We start from the raw sequence: 17,368 nt of genomic DNA on the forward strand, positions 1-17,368 counted from the left end.
TTTACGTTAGGACATGTATTAACCCTAAAAGCCATACTTGTTAGGCTTTTTACTTTTTACTTTTTACTTTTTACTTTTTACTTTTTACTTTTTACTTTTTACTTTTTACTTGCGCGTAGCGCTATAAAAAGGATAATTCACCCGGATTTAATATCACCTTGCTCTACTTCTTCTTCTACTGGTTCCGATTTATTAGTTAGGGGTTTTACAACTCGTGCGATCGCTTCTTGGATAAAAGCCTTAACAAACTCATCTCGACGATTGAGTTGAAATTGTTTTTGTACCACTTCTGTCATTCCTCCATCACCCCAATCTTGATCGTGACGGAAATATTCCACAAAACTTTTTCCAGCAATCCGTGTGAGATAAGCTGCGGTTACGCCTTGGATTGCTTTACCGATAATTAAGGTACCAATATTTAGCTGTAACGCCGTAGAAACTAATTGTACGGCACCTTTAACAATCCCCAAACTAGTGAGAGTTTTTGCCAAAGAAAGCGCCAACTCCCGTCCGCGCTCCATATTTAATTCGCAACCATAGATCCTGCCAATTTCCACCACCATTTGTGCATTAACTGCAGCAGTTGCAAGTAAATCGACAACAGGTAAAGGTGTTACTGAAACTACACCAGCGCTGATCCACTGAAACCGCTCTACAATTTTATCGGCTTGACGGCGACGCTGGGCATCAATTAGTTTGCGTGCTTCTTCTCCCAAGCGCATAGATTGCAGCAAAATATTATCTGCAACTAAATCTTCACCTTCGGATCGTAAAATGGCTGCCATTCTGCGCATTAACGGTAAAATGTCGAAGTCAGGTTGGAATACGTCCCCACTTTCCAACTCTACAGCTTGGGGATTCGCAGTTATAGCGACAACATCATTAGCTGCAATAAATCCTCCTACCCGTTGTCGCAATCTTGCTAAAATTCTTTCTTTATCTTCTTCCGTATACAAATCTATTTTATTAAGTACAACGATCGAGCGCTTACCAATTTCCGCTAATGCTTGTAATGGCTCATACTCAGAAAGTCGCAGATCGTTATCTACCACAAACAATAGTAAATCTGCTTCAGTCGCCAAAGAACGAGCTAATTCTTCTCTTTCAGTTCCTGCAACTCCTGCTTCTAAAATTCCAGGTGTATCGGTAATTAATATTTTCCGTTCCAAACCTTTTAGACGCAAACAGTAGGTTTCTCCCACTTGGGTCGTTCCCATTGGTGAATCCACTTTCCCAACCATGCGACCAATTATGGCATTAACCAAAGAAGTTTTACCTGCGCTTCCCGTTCCAAACACTACTACCTGAATTTCACCACGGGTTAAACTAACTTCAATTTCTCGAGATTTAGTGAGTAAAGCTTGGCGGGTCACTTCATCTTGAATTTGTTCAACCTGTTGTTTAACAGCTTTGAGGGTTGAAGAAGCAACTTCTGTTCTGGCTTCTGGAATTTTTAATTGGGGGGTTTTCCTCCCAGAACGTCCTCGGGTACGTTGTTCTCCGACTTTAATTATCCAAATGTAGTAAACAAAAGCTGCAATAATCACTCCAATTAGGACGATTAGTAATAATAACAATAAATTGCCCAAAAAAGGAGAAGAATATGACAACTGCCAATACAGTCGCGACAAAGAGTCAATCAGCCACAGGCTGAGTGCCAAAATAACAATCAGACCGATAATCAGCGTAACTAGGCGCGATACAGGCATTAGATCAGAATGAGCAGTTATGGGAAATGCATATGATTTTCATCTTAATCGGTTGCTTGGTTCTCATTGCAATAATTTATAAATGGTAAATGGTAAATGGTAAATGGTAATTAGTATACGCCCGTACTGCTAACGCAGTGTTAGCGAAGCGTGAAGCGTAAGTGTCATATGGTAATTGATAAGTGTAGCCCGTGAAGGCACAGTATTAGCCATTAACTGTTTACTGGTAACTGTTAACTGACAACTGTTACAAGAATACTGATTTTAAGACATATGGTAAGTATTTAAATAGACATGATAGTACTTTGATACTGTAAATTTTTAGTTATTTCTAGTTCTGTTTTGTTTTTATAGTCTGGTTTCAAAAACAATCGAGAGAAAATTATAAAAAAATAAGCTTGAATAATTAATATTTGTTTTGAATTTATTTTTAACTTATTAGATTGAACTTACTTTGGATTGAGCTTAAATTTGAATTGAACTGAAATTGAACTGAAATTGAACTGAAATTGAACTGAAAATATGTCCCAAAACCCCCAAGATGAACGTCTACGACGCTGGAGACTCATTCTCGGCAGCGCCCAAGATGGTACTGCCTGTAAATTGAGTGGTGCTGATGTTACCATCGATAACTCCCTAAACGCATTATATGACTCAGAACGCTCTGCCGGGTTGGGGAGTTCTTCACCTAAAGTAGCTCGCTGGTTGGGTGATATCCGTACATATTTTCCCTCATCAGTTGTTAAGGTTATGCAAAAAGACGCACTCGAACGCCTTAACTTGCGACAAATGTTACTACAGCCAGAAATGCTCGAAGCTGTGGAGCCAGATGTACATTTAGTTGCAAATTTGCTGTCTTTAAGCGGCGTAATGCCAAGCAAAACTAAGGATACCGCCCGTCAGATCGTTCGTGGGGTTGTGGAAGAATTGCAACGCAAATTAACAAACCCGACCCGTCAGGCTGTCATGGGAAGTCTTAATCGCACTATCCGTAACCGTCGACCTCGTCATAACGAAATTGACTGGAACCGCACTATCCGCGCTAATCTCAAACATTATCAGTCGGAATATCGAACAATTATTCCAGAAATTCGCATCGGTTATGGACGAAAACGCAGTTCTTTACGCAATATTATTTTGTGTATCGATCAAAGTGGTTCGATGGCAACTTCTGTAGTTTATGCGGGTATTTTTGGAGCGGTTTTGGCTTCACTACCTGCTATTCAAACGCGGATCGTTGTTTTTGATACGGCTGTTGTAGATTTAACAGATGAGGCTCAAGATCCAGTAGATTTACTATTCGGCACTCAGTTGGGAGGGGGTACAGATATCAACCGTGCTTTGGCTTATTGTCAAGGATTTGTACAAAAACCCCAAGATACAATTTTGGTGCTGATTAGCGATCTGTATGAAGGTGGTAACCGGCAAGAAATGCTAAAACGGGTTGCTGCATTAGTCAATTCTGGGGTGCAAGTAATTACTTTACTCGCATTAAACGACGAAGGTGCACCCATGTACGATCGCAGAGTTGCGTCAGAATTTTCCCAAATGAATATTCCGGCTTTTGCTTGTAGTCCCGATAAATTTCCGGATTTAATGGCTGCTGCAATTCAAAAACAAGACATCGGACAATGGGCTGCGGCAAATGATATTGTGACAAGCCGGAGTTAAATCCATTGCTTAAATCCAAACAAATTATGACAAATAAGTCATGACAAGTAATTTAGTTGTCGTTGGTTATTGGGATTTATTTGCACAGAGCTAATTTAACTTTTGGGATTTTTTTGGGGTTCTCTAATTCCCTGTTTTCCAAACCATTTGGAGACGTAGTACTACTACGTCTCTATCTGCTTTTAACTAAAAAACTTTTTTTTACAGCAAATCCTAATTATCTTTCCCTCTGATGCACACTTTTAGTTGGTGATGAAAATTGCAGATAGCGACGCCACATTTGTCTTCCCAAAAATATTAAACTAATAATCTGCTGGAATTGTTGGATTCGTAGTTGCAATAATTTGTGCTCGTAACGGAGATTACTAATACGATCTTTACCCAAACAAATAGTATGTGGTGTTTTACTTAGTAATTTACCTGTACTAATCTCAATCGCAACAAAACAATCAGCTACTATAGTCAGTTTTTTTTTCATTAGCCAGATTTTATTTGCTGCGCCAAATAATATCAGTGAAATAATTGTATTTATGATGACAACAAAAGTTACCATTACTGAATGCGCTAGAACTTCCGGAAATAATTACTCAATAATTCTAAGCTTTTTATTCATTAATTTCCGAATTATCTGATTTTATTTATTGTTAAAAATTGATATTGGATATCAAGTGTAGTTAATTACTAATATCATTCATATGTTCTTGTAGTAAAATTCTATAATGTAATTTCAGAGATTTTTCATAATCTTCATAATTCTCATAATATTGTTTGCGATTTACCTATTATGTATTTATAAATACATGGAACCAATAGTAATAGGATAAATAATAATATTCAATTTGTTTAAAATTAATCATTGATTAAAAAATAAAATCGAGCATTGTTATTTATTTAAATTAATTTTCCCAAAAATTGTCTCCTTACATACAAAATACTAACATCTATAAATCTTAGTTGCTTTAATATAAATAATAATGGGTTAATACTTAAATAAAAAACTATGGATTCAAATCTAGAGGAAGAGGTATTAAATCCTAATACTTCAGCCAGTCGTCTTAGAGAGTTATCCAAAAGTTTAGATCGAGAAGTTCGCCAAGCGATCGTCAAAAATCCGAATACACCACCAGATGTATTAGTCAGACTATTCGATAAATTTCCACTTCAAGTTTTACATAATCCTGCATTAAGTTTAATTTTACTAGAAAGACCTAATTTTTTAATAGAAATTTATGAATCTAATAAGTTAGTATTTCACAAATATCAATTAACTGATTTTTTTTATAATTGGGCAATATTTCATGTTAATGAGAGTATTCGCAGTGCAGTTGCATCTAGTTCAAAAACACCCGAACATTATTTAGAGCAATTATCTGACGATAAAAATTCATTTGTTCGTCTTCAAGTAGCAGCTAATTATAATTCTTCTGCTTGTACTTTAAAAAAGCTTGCTTTAGATAGAGATAATTCTGTGAGAAAAGCTGTTGCTCGGAATCCTAGTGTTCCAATCGATATTTTGAAAGAGTTAGCAAGAGATGAAACTGCGGAGGTACGTCGGGAAGTTGCAGCTAATCACAATACACCCTTTAATATACTGGCAAAATTAGCTCAAGATCCAAGTCTTATAGTGAGAGCTAGTTGTTACGAAGAATAATTTTTTGAAAGTAGGGAACAGGGAAAATAATATAGATGTAAATGTGTAGTTCGGAAGTGTATATTTTACTTGAACACAAATAGAGAACAGTATGTTTATTCAAAATATATATTAATTAGCCTATTAATCAAATTAATATGTAAAGTGTATACTAGAAAATTACACAATAACTTAATTATAATAATATATTATTAACCAAAAAAGAATTCGTGTTATTTAGTGGTTGAAATTGGAACTAAGTATTTATAAGAATCACATCATGCTTTTTTAAGCATAAATTTTCTACTCTCTATTTTATATTCCTATTTATAAATATAAATTTAATAGTCAAAGTGGATTACTATATTAGTCAGTCAAACGAAATTCAATCATACATTAAGAAATACATTAAGACATACATAAAAATATATCGCTAAATATTCTTATTGCTTGCCCAGTTTGTCAATTTTTGTTGTCAGGGATTTATCTCAACAGTAATCAAATCGGCATTATAAGGGCTACCAAAATGCACTTAACTCCGGAACAACAAGCAGCTGACGAAAATACTAAACCTGAAATATTAAGGATTCTTGCCAAACAAAATATAGAGCTAGCACGATTAGTCGCAAGAAATTCTAATACCGATCCCGAACTATTAAAAGATTTAGCAACTAGTGAAGATAATTTAACTCTTGCAGGAGTAACACTTAATCCTAATACACCAAAAGATATTTTACTTAAGTTAGCATCTAAATTTCCAAGAGAATTTTTAGCAAATTCAGTCATTAATTTACTATTAATTGAAAATCCAAATTTTTATGTAGAAATACCTTTCTGGGCATTAATAAACCTATTAAAACAAGATAATCTACCACTGTGGTTATTACTTGGTGCTGCAAATCGTGATAATTCAGCAGTTTTAATTGCTGTAGCTAAACATCCCCAAACTTCACAAGATATTCTTCAGCAATTAGCAATTAAAAGCAAATATGATGATGCTTTGGGTTTATGTATTGTTAAACGCAAAGACCTAAGTGAAAGGGTATTAGAAAAATTAGTAAAATACAGTACCACTTCTGTACGTCGTTATTTGGCTAGTCAAATCAAAACTCCCCCCAACATTTTGGGAAAAATTGCAGAACACTCAGAATTAAATTGGAATGATGATATTGAAATTCAGATAAGAATAGCGAAACACCCACATACACCCACACATGTTTTAGAAAAACTGATTGGGAAAGGACATAGCAAAGCTAAAAAAGCCATAGCTTTACGCTCCAATTTATCAAAGAAATTGATAGTCCGATTAGCAATGGATTATAGAGTTCATGAAATGAGATTTCTGGCTTACAACCGTTATCTACCTGGCGACTTACTTGCAGAATTAATCCAACATCCCGAGCTAAGGGTACGTCAAATGGTCGTTAGACATCCCAACGTACCTAAAAATGTCTTAGTACAAGCTGTGGAAGTACACCAACTACGTTTATTTGTTGCGGAAAACCCCCATACTCCCGCCGAAATTCTTTTTCAACTTACTAAAGAGAGTCGGGGTGATGTACTCAAAGCTGTAGCGGAAAATCCCAATAGTCCAGCATTTGTACTTGAAAAACTATCAAAAAATCCTTTATATGATTTGTTGTTAGCCCAACATCCGAATACTTCCCCCGAAGTGATGGAAAAAGTTTTATGGCGTTTAGCAATGAACGAACGTTTATCAATTCGTAAGTATGTTGCTCAACATCCCCAGACTCCTTTGAGAATATTAATGCAATGGGTCAAAACATCACCAGAAGTTCGTCGTGAAATTGCAAAAAATGTCAATACACCCGAACACATTTTGGAAAAACTTGCGCTGAGTTCGTGGAAAAAAATACGTCGTAATGTCGCCCGAAATCCTAATACACCAGCATTTGTCTTGGAAAAACTTGCTAGCGATCACCATTTAGAAGTACGTCAAGCTGTAGCGAGAAATCCTAATACACCAGAACACGTGCTTACAGAACTAGTTCGATATTCGGATTTAAGGTTATGTATTGTCAAAAATCCCAACACACCGGCGTTAGTATTGGAAAAATTATCAGAATTTCATAGATATTGTACTTTGGTGTTGGAACATCCCAACACAACAAAAAATGTCCGTTTAAAAATATTGAAAATTTTAGCTGACAGTTTTGTCAGAAAAGAAAGACTAAGAGCTGCTCAACATTCAGAAACACCCATTGACATCTTAGAAAAATTAGCTGTGGATGAAGAGATAGAAGTTCGTAAATTTGCTCAGCGATCGCTCAAAGTATTGCATTCATCAAAGAAAAACTATCCCGATCAATGTTAACTCCCGGTGCAAATTAAATTATCTGATTGGAGGAGGGAACAGGAAATTTTACTGTTACAGGAGAGAACAGGGAACCGTGAACAGAAAGTGGTAACTGTCAACTGATATAAAGTTCTTGGAGCTGTAGCGAATCACTCTAGCACTCTTCAAAAATTTTTGGAACAATTAGCAAGTAAAAAAAATAGGGTGTGTAATCTCAAATCTACATGAAGTTACGCAAAATGTAGTTTCAAAATCTAATTGATTTAGATTTAAAACCTGATTAATTCAGTAAACCCTAATTAAGCAATCTATTTGTCTGACCTATCCGCAGGACATAATCTAAAATTCTATGACTCCCAGCGAACTAAAAACTTATTTAGAACACCTTATTCGTAAAAACCTTAAAATCAGCACAATGATTTGGGGGGCTCCCGGGATTGGTAAATCTAGTATTGTTGGGCAGCTTGCAAAGGAAAATAATTTAGAATTTGTCGATGTTAGATTGTCTCAACTAGCACCGACTGATTTACGTGGCTTACCTGTAGCAGTACATAATACTTCCAAGTGGTATCCACCGGAGTTTTTACCCCGTAATGGTGCTGGGATTTTCTTTTTAGATGAATTAAATATGGCTCCACCGGCTATGCAAGGAGTCGCACAGCAATTGATTTTAGATCGAAAAGTTGGTTCCTATTCCGTACCGGAAGGCTGGTATGTGTGGGCTGCTGGAAACCGTAAAGAAGACCGTGCTGCTGTCTTTGATATGCCATCTCCCCTCGCCAATAGATTCTTACATTTGGGAGTAGAGCCGGATTTTCAAAGCTTTAAAACCTATGCTTTAACAAATGGAGTCCACGAACAAATTATTGCTTTTCTCTCTTTTCGCTCCACATTGTTACATAAACTTGACTCTCGACAGGCGGCTTGGCCATCTCCACGCTCTTGGGTTATGGCATCTAAGTTACATGAATGTGGACTAAGTATTGCTCCAGCTGTAGGTGAAGCTACTGCTGGAGAGTTTGTAGCATTTATTAGTCTTTATCAAACTTTACCTAGTCTTGCTCCAATTTTAGAAGGTAAAGCTGAAAATATTCCCTTTCCTGAAGAACCAAGCGCTAGATATGCAACAGCAATTGGTTTAACTATGCGAGCCGAAAATGCAGACGAGGCTTACAATGCCTTTACTTGGTTAAGTCAAGTTGCGACAGCAGAGTGGGTACAATTATTTGTTGCAGATTTATGCCGCATGATGCGAAATAAAGGACAAATGGGACACCTCGCACAACTAGTCCAGAAAGACCTCAAGCTTCAGCAATTTATTCAAGATTTTCAAGAATTACTTTAACTTTCAGGAAACAGGGAAGCGGAAGTTAAAAGTAAGAAGTAATGAGTAATGAGTAATGAGTAAGAATGAGTAATTTGCTCTTCCCCATCCTCCCACACTCCGCACACTTCCCACATTTTCCCCAAGTCGCCAACCCCCAATCCCTACCCCATGGAAATCCAAAAAGCAATCAGCGCTTCTTTACTACGTTTGCGGATGAAGTCTCCTTTCTTTGCCACTTTGGCGATGTTTGCTCAGTTTGTTCCTTCTCAGGAGGTTGATTCTGCTGCAACTGATGGTAAAGATATATACTTTAATCCTGATTTTTTGCTGTCCCTCAGCCCAAATCAACAGGATGCAATTTTATTACATGAGGTTTTGCATGCTGCATTACTCCATGTAACTCGCCGGGGTGTACGCGATCGCGAACTATGGAATATTGCTGCTGATATTGTCATCAATGGCATAATTGCCCAACAGGGAATATTTGAATTACCTGCTGAAACTTTACGCGATCCCGACTTAGAGAATCTCAGTGTTGAAGAAATTTATGAAATTTTGGCGAAAGACCGGGGGAGTTCTCCAGATTTGAATAAACCCGATTTATTAGATAGACCACCACAGGATAGCTCGGGGAAAAGAGACAACGAAGGGGAAGAAAGCAACAATGATAGTATGTCCCAAGCCAGAAAAGCTGCGATCGAGGCTAACTGGCAAAATGCTCTGCAACAAGCTGCAACGGTTATTCGAGCGATCGAGCAAGGAGATGTTCCCGCAGGGGTCAAGCGAGAATTAGGTAGTTTGAGCACCGCCCAAATTGATTGGCGTACTTATCTTTGGCGATATATGGTAAAAACACCTACTGATTTTTCTGGGTTCGACCGTCGTTTTATTGGAAGGGGTTTATATTTAGAAAATTTGCAAGGTGAATCAGTTAATGTTTATGTATGCATAGATACTAGTGGCTCCGTTGATAGCGATATATTAAAAGTATTTTTAGCTGAATTAAAAGGAATTCTTAATTCATATCCCCATCTTAAGTGCGAACTTTACTACGCTGATGTTGATGTTTACGGACCCTATCAATTGGAAGCACATGCAGCTATACCCAAACCTGAAGGGGGTGGTGGAACGTCGTTTATCCCATTTTTTGAAAAGGTCGCGACTAGTTGGGATGGTCAAAATCAAGCTGTGTGTGTTTATTTAACTGATGGTTATGGAACTTTTCCAGAGTGGAAACCAGAGTTACCGGTGTTGTGGGTAGTAACTCCGGGAGGGGCTGAAACAGAAGATTTTCCCTTTGGAGAAGCTGTTAGGTTGGGAATTGATGTTAGGGCTTAACAATTAACTTTATGTTAAACTAATTTTACAAAATGTTAAATTAATTTAATCCAGGCATTTAAATAAAAAAGAATTTTGTGCTGGAAGAATGAAGTAGAAGAATGAAGGTATTGCTAATTCACGGTCTTAGTCGAACACCCTTATCACTGCTTGGTCTTGAATGGTACTTACAACAAACTGGATGTACGACTGAACAGTTTGCTTACATAGCCTTTGCAGAAACATTCGAGTCCATCGTTGAGCGTCTTCGAATCCGTATTCAAAAAATAGCTAGTAAAGAGTCTTATGGGATTGTTGCCCATTCCCTCGGTGGATTGTTAACGAGAGCGGCTCTGGGTATAGGTTCCATTGAATTACCTAAACATATTGTCATGTTAGGTACGCCAAATCAGCTACCACGCCTCGCGCCCCATGCTTGGCGGCTACCACCTTTTAGATGGTGGACAGGTCAGTGTGGATTAAACTTAACTAACCAGGCTTTCTTTACATCACTTCCAGGAATTGAATCTCCTTACACAATTTTAGCTGGTACTGCAGGACCAAGAGGATCCTGGAGCCCGTTTGGAGATGAACTCAATGACGGTATTGTTGCTCTCAGTGAAACTCGACTATCCGACCAAGACCACATAGTTCAGTTTCCTGTCATGCATACCTTTATGATGAATAATTCTATGGTCCAAAAGACAGTGGGACGCATTTTATCTACACATTACTAAAACCAATAAGATTGTTTGATTCTAGGGGTAAAATTCCTTGAAGCCAGACCTTCTTCTTCTTGAACTAATCGATCTAGTTCCCGTTGCATCAGATTATAAACTTTCCTATAACACTGGTAGACATATTCTCGATCGCGAGCTGCCTCTTTACCATATCTATCGAATACAATAGCCGGACATACCCGAGTGTGCAATTTAATTGGTAAAGGAATATTAGGCAACGGACCAACAGCAATCCCCCAAGGCAAACCCAGGTAAATTGGAAATACACCAGGATCTATTCCCCATAACCATGGCATACCCAACTGATGTAGTTGCTTCAATTGAGGGTACAGATTTGCAATCACAAATAAGGTGGAATGAGCCCCATGAGAAATAAGTGGGACAATTGGAACTTCTTCCATTAAGGCTAGTTTGATAAATCCTTTATTACCACAGAAATATATCTTGTTTCGCATAGAGTAGGGGCGAAATACATCTTGAGCCCCCCCTGGATAGATTAAAACAGTAGCACCCCTACGCAGTGCCGCCTTAGCCATTTTAGGATGTGCTTGAATGGTGCCTATTTGAGTTGCTAAACGACCGAAACACGGTAGGAATTGCCATATTTTTGGTTCCATTAAGGCATAGGCTATGCGGTCTGTGCCAAATTTTCTAAACCAATCATAGGTCATCATCATGGTGTCAGGAATTGCTAATCCACCATTATGAGAACCAATCAATAGTATTTTTCCTGTTTTTGGGATATGTTCCCACCCATCGGTTTGCACCCGGAAATAATATTTATATACCCAACTAAAAAAAGGCATTAGCTTTTCAATTACCTGGGGATTTCTATCGTCCAATGACCATCCTGTGAGGGTATTGGCTCCAGCAAAAGATGCTTTTAAGTATAAATTTGTAACAGTTCCCAAAGATTGAATTACAGAACTCTGATTTGGATCTTTAGATGTTTTATTCATTTATCGCTTAATTATCAATCTAAATATTAGTTTTATTTAACCTTTGAAATACTTACCTGCTGTAAGTCGTTTGGAATATTTATGACTGAATGAGGTTAAGCTTCAACTGCAGTTGGTAATTAGAGTTGGACATTGATTCTCTGGCGCTAGCCAACCTTTTATACTTTTATGTTCAATTTTTACCCATTCCCCGCTACAGGTATTGAGCTTTAGTGTTACTGTATTTGATGGAATCTTTCCTACTTTTCGACTGTTTTTGCGAGGATTGGCATAAACTGAAATATATTGTCCACGAAATGCCGGTGAAGTACCCAACAATGGTGCATAAACCCATCCACGTCCCTGAAATTTAATTTGGTCAGTTCCTGGATCTATGGCTTGAGTAATCATTACCCAGTTGCCGACAGAAGCAGCAATTCTAACCTCAACCTCTGCTATATCAATATCAGTGGGTAATTTAGCAATAACTTTATAATTGGTTCCAGGACCACTGCGCACATTTAAACCTTGGGGGTCTTCGTCAATAACATAAGCACCGATATTACAAGCGCGTTTAGTAAAGGTTTGTTTTCTTGAAATTATTGGGCGAGCGGTGTGTCCTTGTTTGTAATTATTGTTACCCTCAGTTGTGGGCAAATTCACAGCTAAATTACTCGAGCAAGCAGCAGTACCTACACTAATTAGCAAAGCAAGACCCAAGAACCGTAAATTTTCTTTATTTTTATCAAATAACACATAAATCATCTCCTTTTATGGGTGAGATGTCGATAAATAAATATAAAGCTTCCCTACACTTACAGAGGATCTCACCACCACTTAGCTCTGTAAGTATTTTGATATCAGTTCGGTTGAGTAGTAAATCTAAGTCAAAGTATGAAATACTACTAAAAATCTATACTCTTATCCTAGTTTATTTTGAACTCAATAAAACGAAATGATGATATTTTTTTACAAGAAGTTGACAGAAGCTATATTTTAAGAGGCATTAATAACCTTTGAAAAAATCAAATATATTAGTTTTCTCTGCCCAAACCATTTGGGTAGTGTTGCAAATGTTATATTTTATCCATAACAAAGTAATACGCATCCTATAATTCATATCGTGTGAAGGCTAAACAACGGTTTAACAGAATTAAAGGAAATTGGTGAGTGCGGTCATGAAAAATTCTTCGACCGACATAATCATTATCGGTGCAGGAATTTCTGGGTTAGCTGCGGGCTGCTATGCTCAAATGAACGGTTACCGCACTCAGATATTCGAAATGCATAATTTACCTGGTGGTCTTTGCACCGCTTGGAATCGCAAAGGATATATTTTTGATGGTTGTATTCACTATTTATTTGGTTCTGGTAAAGGACAACCATTTTATGAGATGTGGGAAGAACTCGGAGCAGTTCAAGGTCGTCAATTTGTTCATCACGATGAATTAATCCGTGTTAGTGAACCGGAAGGTAAAACGCTCATTGTTTACAGCGATCCCAAGCGGCTAGAAGAACATCTCAAGGAACTTTCGCCTGCTGACAGTGGATTGATTACAAGTTTCTGCAAGGGTATTCGGGCTTTCACTCGTTTTGATATGTCCTTGCTTCAGCAAAAGCCTAAAGCTTTGATGGGAATTGGTGATTGGTGGTGGTTGAGTGGGAGGTTATTACCGTTTTTAGCTCCCATGGCAAAATGGGGTAGGATTTCTGCAGAAGACTTTGCTAAACGTTTTCGAGACCCTTTTCTACGTCGAGCAATCCCCCAAATGTTTGCTTGGAAAGATATTCCTGTGATGGTAGGTATGTCCCTCCTGGCATATATGCACAATCAAAATGCTGGTTTTCCCGTCGGTGCATCTCTGGAGTTTGCCCGGTCAATCGAAAAGCGCTATTTAGAATTAGGTGGGAAAGTTTACTATAATTCCCAAGTTGAACGGGTGCTAATTAAAAATCATACTGCCATTGGCGTACGCCTCTATAACAACGAAGAATATCGTAGCGATCGGGTCATTTCTGCCTGTGATGGTCGCGGAACTATATTTAGTTTACTTGGGGGTGAATATGTAGACGAAGAAATGAAGATGCTTTATGACGGTTACTTTCCTATACACTCGCAACTTCAAGTATCTCTTGGTGTTAACCGCGATTTGTCGGGTGAGCCCCATTGGGTAACCTATTTGCTCGATCAACCAGTCATAATTGCTGGTGAAGAACGGAGGGAAATTAGTGTAAAAAATTATTGTTTTGATTCTTCTCTCGCTCCAGCAGGAAAATCAGTGTTGATAGTAATGTTAAATACTTCATATGATTATTGGCAGCGAATTTACGGACGAAAAATTTATAATACCGAACAAATCCAAGAGTCTGGTATTCTGATTGATTTATTAGAGAAGTTTTATCCAGGTATCAAAGCTGATATTGAATATACGGATGTCGCCACACCAATGAGTTACGAACGCTACACAGGAAATTGGCAGGGTTCAAGTTGTGGCTGGTTGTTAACTAAAGATACTATGTGGATGATGATTTCTGGTATACCAAAGACACTGCCCAAACTAGATAATTTCTACATGATAGGTCAGTGGGTAGAACCGGGTGGAAGTGTTCCGGTGGTTGCGATGTCGGGACGCAATATCATCCAGCAGATTTGTCATGAAGATGACAGGAATTTTGTTGTTACCATTCCTTAAATAAAAGATAGATAAAGATTTGATACTAAATCCGATTACCAAAACCCACGTCTCATAAATAAGTACTTGGACAAAATTAATTACATATAAAGATAAGCTGATAAATTTAGATGCCCAAAAAAGCTTATTTATATTTCTGGCAATAAAAAAACTTCTGGAATTGATGGCGATCGGGCTGATTAATTATTTGTAGCAGTCACCAGCTTGATGAAATACCTTTACTTCTCACCCTGATTTTACCTGTCTTATTACTCCATATTTTTTTGGTAAGGATGAGGATTGAGGTGAGGTTTGTAATTTCCTAATTCTATCAATTCCCCCTTATTCCCTAATCATGTCTGTCTTCACCCGTATTAAACGAAAAATTTTCCTTTTTCTAGTTTTCACTTTTACCATTTGCCTTATTCTTCTACCCAACCTAACTTGGGTAAATGCTCAAAAAGTATCTAAGCCTAAGCCACAAGAATGGCATATTAACGGCATAATAGCTGCCCTTGATGATAGCGATCCCAAAGTACAGAGAAATGCTTTAAATCAATTAGGTAGATATGAAACCCAAGAATTAAAAGCAACACTTAAGAAGCCAGAGGATGTTGTTCAAAAGATTGCCAAAATTCTCAAAGATAAAACCGTTGACTCATCGGTTCGTCGCAGTGCGGCATCAGCATTGGGGAATTTGGGGGATGCTGCTAAACCCTACGTCAAAGACATCCTAGAGTTCCTCAAAGATAAAACCGTTGACTCATCGGTTCGTGACAGTGCGGCATCAGCATTGGGGAATTTGGGGGATGCTGCTAAACCCTACGTCAAAGACATCCTAGAGTTCCTCAAAGATAAAACCGTTGACTCATCGGTTCGTCGTAGTGCGGCATCAGCATTGGGGAATTTGGGGGATGCTGCTAAACCCTACGTCAAAGACATCCTAGAGTTCCTCAAAGATAAAAACGTTGACTCATCGGTTCGTGACAGTGCGGCAGAAGCATTGGGGAATTTGGGGGATGCTGCTAAACCCTACGTCAAAGACATCCTAGAGTTCCTCAAAGATAAAACCGTTGACTCATCGGTTCGTCGCAGTGCGGCAAGAGCATTGGGGAAGATAAAACAGTTAGAGCTAAAAGAATTACTGTTCGTACTTTATAGCGCCTATTATGATGGTCACTCAAGTGCTCCATACTGGCGTTGGTTAACATACTTCCTCAGTGGCGGTAGTGATGAGGCAAAAACCTTGCTCAAATGGGTTGGTAAACCTCAAACAACTCCAGAAAAACTTACTCATTCAGAAGGTGTCAAAACACTAAATTTATTTCTCAAAGCCTGGGAAGTAAGCACCAGTGAAGGCTTAAAAGAATTAAAAGACGATTTAGCAAAACAAATTGCAATAATTACAGCTTACAAAAATATTCGTTGGCAACCCCAAGATATTACCTTGCTTGGACAGCACTACAAGAATCTCAAAGAAGTAAACTCTACTCATGCTGAAACAATACAGTCAGTAATAATTAATCTCCAAGGTTGGCGGTGGTTTTTCAACTTCAGAAACATCATCTTAACTCACGCAGCTTTTTGGCTTGCTCTAATTTTTGCTTATCCCAAATCTCCCCAAATTCAAGCCATCTTCTTCTGGAATCCTTGGGTTAGAAGAATTGCTGGTATGGGTTATGTTGGTTTTCTCCTTACATGGGTTCCCTTTTTGCGTCGCAAATTATTAGAACCTTTCCAACTTTCATTATTAGCAGATGCGCGGTTAGATAATTTTACTGAAGCAACCTATTTTCCTGAATCTTGCGTCAAACCTCCTGCTACAGAATTAGAAGCAAACTATCGGGTACTTTCTAATCCAATGGATCTAACCTTGATATCCCAAATGTTATCCCAAGGCGAACATCCGGATTTGTTTCGTTTGCAAGAACAACAATATAACTTAATGGCGTGGGAATACAAACGGGAATGGAAACATGATTTTCCCCTGAAGAAATTTTCCCAAAAAGTATACCAACAGCGAATCAATGACGAAAGTGCAATTTTAGCTGATGAATTTGACCAAGAAGTATTTAGTATGGAAGACCAAAAATATAAAATGGTTGTCAGTCGTCAGTGGAAAAACAAAGATGGCGAAACCAAAAAAGAATGGTATTTCCGTCATGATAAAATCATGGAATTCTTTATCGTGCAGAACTTCTTAGGTGATTCAACTGAAGCGAAAGAACGTCGAAGCAAACACATGGATGACCCAAGATTTCGCGGTGTTTACTTCTTGCTCGCCAAATTACTTCCCCTAGAGCAAGCCCAAGAATTACGGGAAAACTTAATTCAATACGCCGTTGATACTAAAGACCATACCGTTATGGATACTTACGTGCAATTGTTGCGATCGAGGTAGGTCATTGGAGATTGGCGATTAGGAGATAAGTAGGTGGACAAAAATATTTATGTTATGGCGCTACGTAGTGCTATACCTATTTTTTCAATATTCAAACTGGATTCCTATATAATACAAATTTGGAAAAATAATGAGACAAATAAATTTTTGTAGAGACGTACCATGGTACGTCTCTACCGGGTAATCTGTTGCAATGATTTATTGAATTGGTATAAATAAAAATCAACCTTCAAATAACTGCTTCAAATCTTCTAACTCTGTAATTGAATCAAACTCCTCATCACTACGAAGAAGTTTAGGAAATTTCTCAGGATCTAATTCTTTTGCTTTCTTTAAAAATTCTAAAGCCTTATCATTATCTTGTTTAAAGAAATGACATCTACCCAGACGAAACCAAGCCCAGAAAAAATCAGGTTTCATTTCAATGGATTTACTATAAGCTGCGATCGCATCATCATACTGCTTTAATTCTCTCAAAGCATTTCCGCGACCATACCAACCAATATGCAGCAATTCTCATTTTGAAAATTTCATGCAAACTATTGATAAAATTTACTAATAATTTGTCTTGAAAACCCTTTAGTCCGGTTCCATTTGCTTCCATTTTTTTTCGGGTTAAACGATTATTGGTCAAAATGAGAATTGC

At 37.8% G+C, this 17,368-nt stretch carries 14 protein-coding genes; 8 read left to right on the forward strand and 6 right to left on the reverse strand.

What is annotated here, in order from left to right; translation table 11 throughout:
- Positions 1-137: 137 nt before the first annotated feature.
- Positions 138-1,709 (reverse strand): YcjF family protein, encoded by a 1,572-nt coding sequence (locus QNJ50_RS20360; RefSeq protein ID WP_300638640.1) that lies wholly within the window; start codon positions 1,707-1,709, stop codon positions 138-140.
- Positions 1,710-2,231: 522 nt separating this feature from the next.
- Between QNJ50_RS20360 and QNJ50_RS20365 the strand changes: the two genes are divergently transcribed.
- Entirely contained in the window at positions 2,232-3,380 is a 1,149-nt protein-coding gene (locus QNJ50_RS20365; RefSeq protein ID WP_300638642.1) for a VWA domain-containing protein, read from the forward strand.
- A gap of 217 nt (positions 3,381-3,597) precedes the next feature.
- Here the strand turns inward: QNJ50_RS20365 and QNJ50_RS20370 are convergent, their stop codons facing one another.
- Positions 3,598-3,858, reverse strand: a complete 261-nt coding sequence (locus tag QNJ50_RS20370) for a hypothetical protein (protein ID WP_300638644.1) — start codon at positions 3,856-3,858, stop codon at positions 3,598-3,600.
- Between the two features lie 522 nt (positions 3,859-4,380).
- On the opposite strand from QNJ50_RS20370, the gene QNJ50_RS20375 reads away from it, so the two are divergent.
- From QNJ50_RS20375 to QNJ50_RS20395, 5 genes are all read left to right on the forward strand, one after another.
- Entirely contained in the window at positions 4,381-5,031 is a 651-nt protein-coding gene (locus QNJ50_RS20375) for a HEAT repeat domain-containing protein (RefSeq protein WP_300638646.1), read from the forward strand.
- A 505-nt stretch (positions 5,032-5,536) separates the two neighbouring features.
- Positions 5,537-7,345, forward strand: coding sequence for a hypothetical protein (locus tag QNJ50_RS20380; protein WP_300638648.1), 1,809 nt, complete (start codon positions 5,537-5,539; stop codon positions 7,343-7,345).
- Positions 7,346-7,676: 331 nt separating this feature from the next.
- A complete protein-coding gene (locus QNJ50_RS20385) occupies positions 7,677-8,672 on the forward strand; it encodes a MoxR family ATPase (protein ID WP_300638650.1) in 996 nt (331 codons plus the stop codon).
- Between the two features lie 150 nt (positions 8,673-8,822).
- Entirely contained in the window at positions 8,823-9,992 is a 1,170-nt protein-coding gene (locus tag QNJ50_RS20390) for a VWA-like domain-containing protein (protein WP_300638653.1), read from the forward strand.
- A 101-nt stretch (positions 9,993-10,093) separates the two neighbouring features.
- Complete coding sequence (locus tag QNJ50_RS20395) at positions 10,094-10,708, forward strand: hypothetical protein (protein WP_300638655.1); 615 nt, start codon at positions 10,094-10,096, stop codon at positions 10,706-10,708.
- Here the strand turns inward: QNJ50_RS20395 and QNJ50_RS20400 are convergent.
- Positions 10,705-11,670, reverse strand: a complete 966-nt coding sequence (locus tag QNJ50_RS20400) for a lysophospholipid acyltransferase family protein (protein WP_300638657.1) — start codon at positions 11,668-11,670, stop codon at positions 10,705-10,707. The two genes, QNJ50_RS20395 and QNJ50_RS20400, sit on opposite strands and share 4 nt — an antisense overlap.
- A 102-nt stretch (positions 11,671-11,772) precedes the next feature.
- Positions 11,773-12,405, reverse strand: coding sequence for an SH3 domain-containing protein (locus QNJ50_RS20405; RefSeq protein WP_300638659.1), 633 nt, complete (start codon positions 12,403-12,405; stop codon positions 11,773-11,775).
- A 422-nt stretch (positions 12,406-12,827) separates the two neighbouring features.
- On the opposite strand from QNJ50_RS20405, the gene QNJ50_RS20410 reads away from it, so the two are divergent.
- Positions 12,828-14,342 carry an NAD(P)/FAD-dependent oxidoreductase gene (locus tag QNJ50_RS20410; protein WP_300638661.1) on the forward strand — a complete coding sequence of 505 codons (1,515 nt, stop codon included), beginning with the start codon at positions 12,828-12,830 and terminating at the stop codon, positions 14,340-14,342.
- 334 nt (positions 14,343-14,676) lie between these two features.
- Complete coding sequence (locus QNJ50_RS20415; protein WP_300638663.1) at positions 14,677-16,722, forward strand: HEAT repeat domain-containing protein; 2,046 nt, start codon at positions 14,677-14,679, stop codon at positions 16,720-16,722.
- A gap of 222 nt (positions 16,723-16,944) precedes the next feature.
- Here QNJ50_RS20415 and QNJ50_RS20420 read toward each other — a convergent pair whose 3' ends face one another.
- Positions 16,945-17,199, reverse strand: coding sequence for a tetratricopeptide repeat protein (locus QNJ50_RS20420; protein ID WP_300638665.1), 255 nt, complete (start codon positions 17,197-17,199; stop codon positions 16,945-16,947).
- A partial coding sequence (locus QNJ50_RS20425; protein WP_300638667.1) for a hypothetical protein occupies positions 17,177-17,368 on the reverse strand: 192 nt, incomplete at its 5' end. The genes QNJ50_RS20420 and QNJ50_RS20425, both read right to left, overlap by 23 nt.

Source organism: Mastigocoleus sp. MO_188.B34, from assembly GCF_030065675.1.
Classification (GTDB): Bacteria; Cyanobacteriota; Cyanobacteriia; order Cyanobacteriales; family Nostocaceae; genus Mastigocoleus.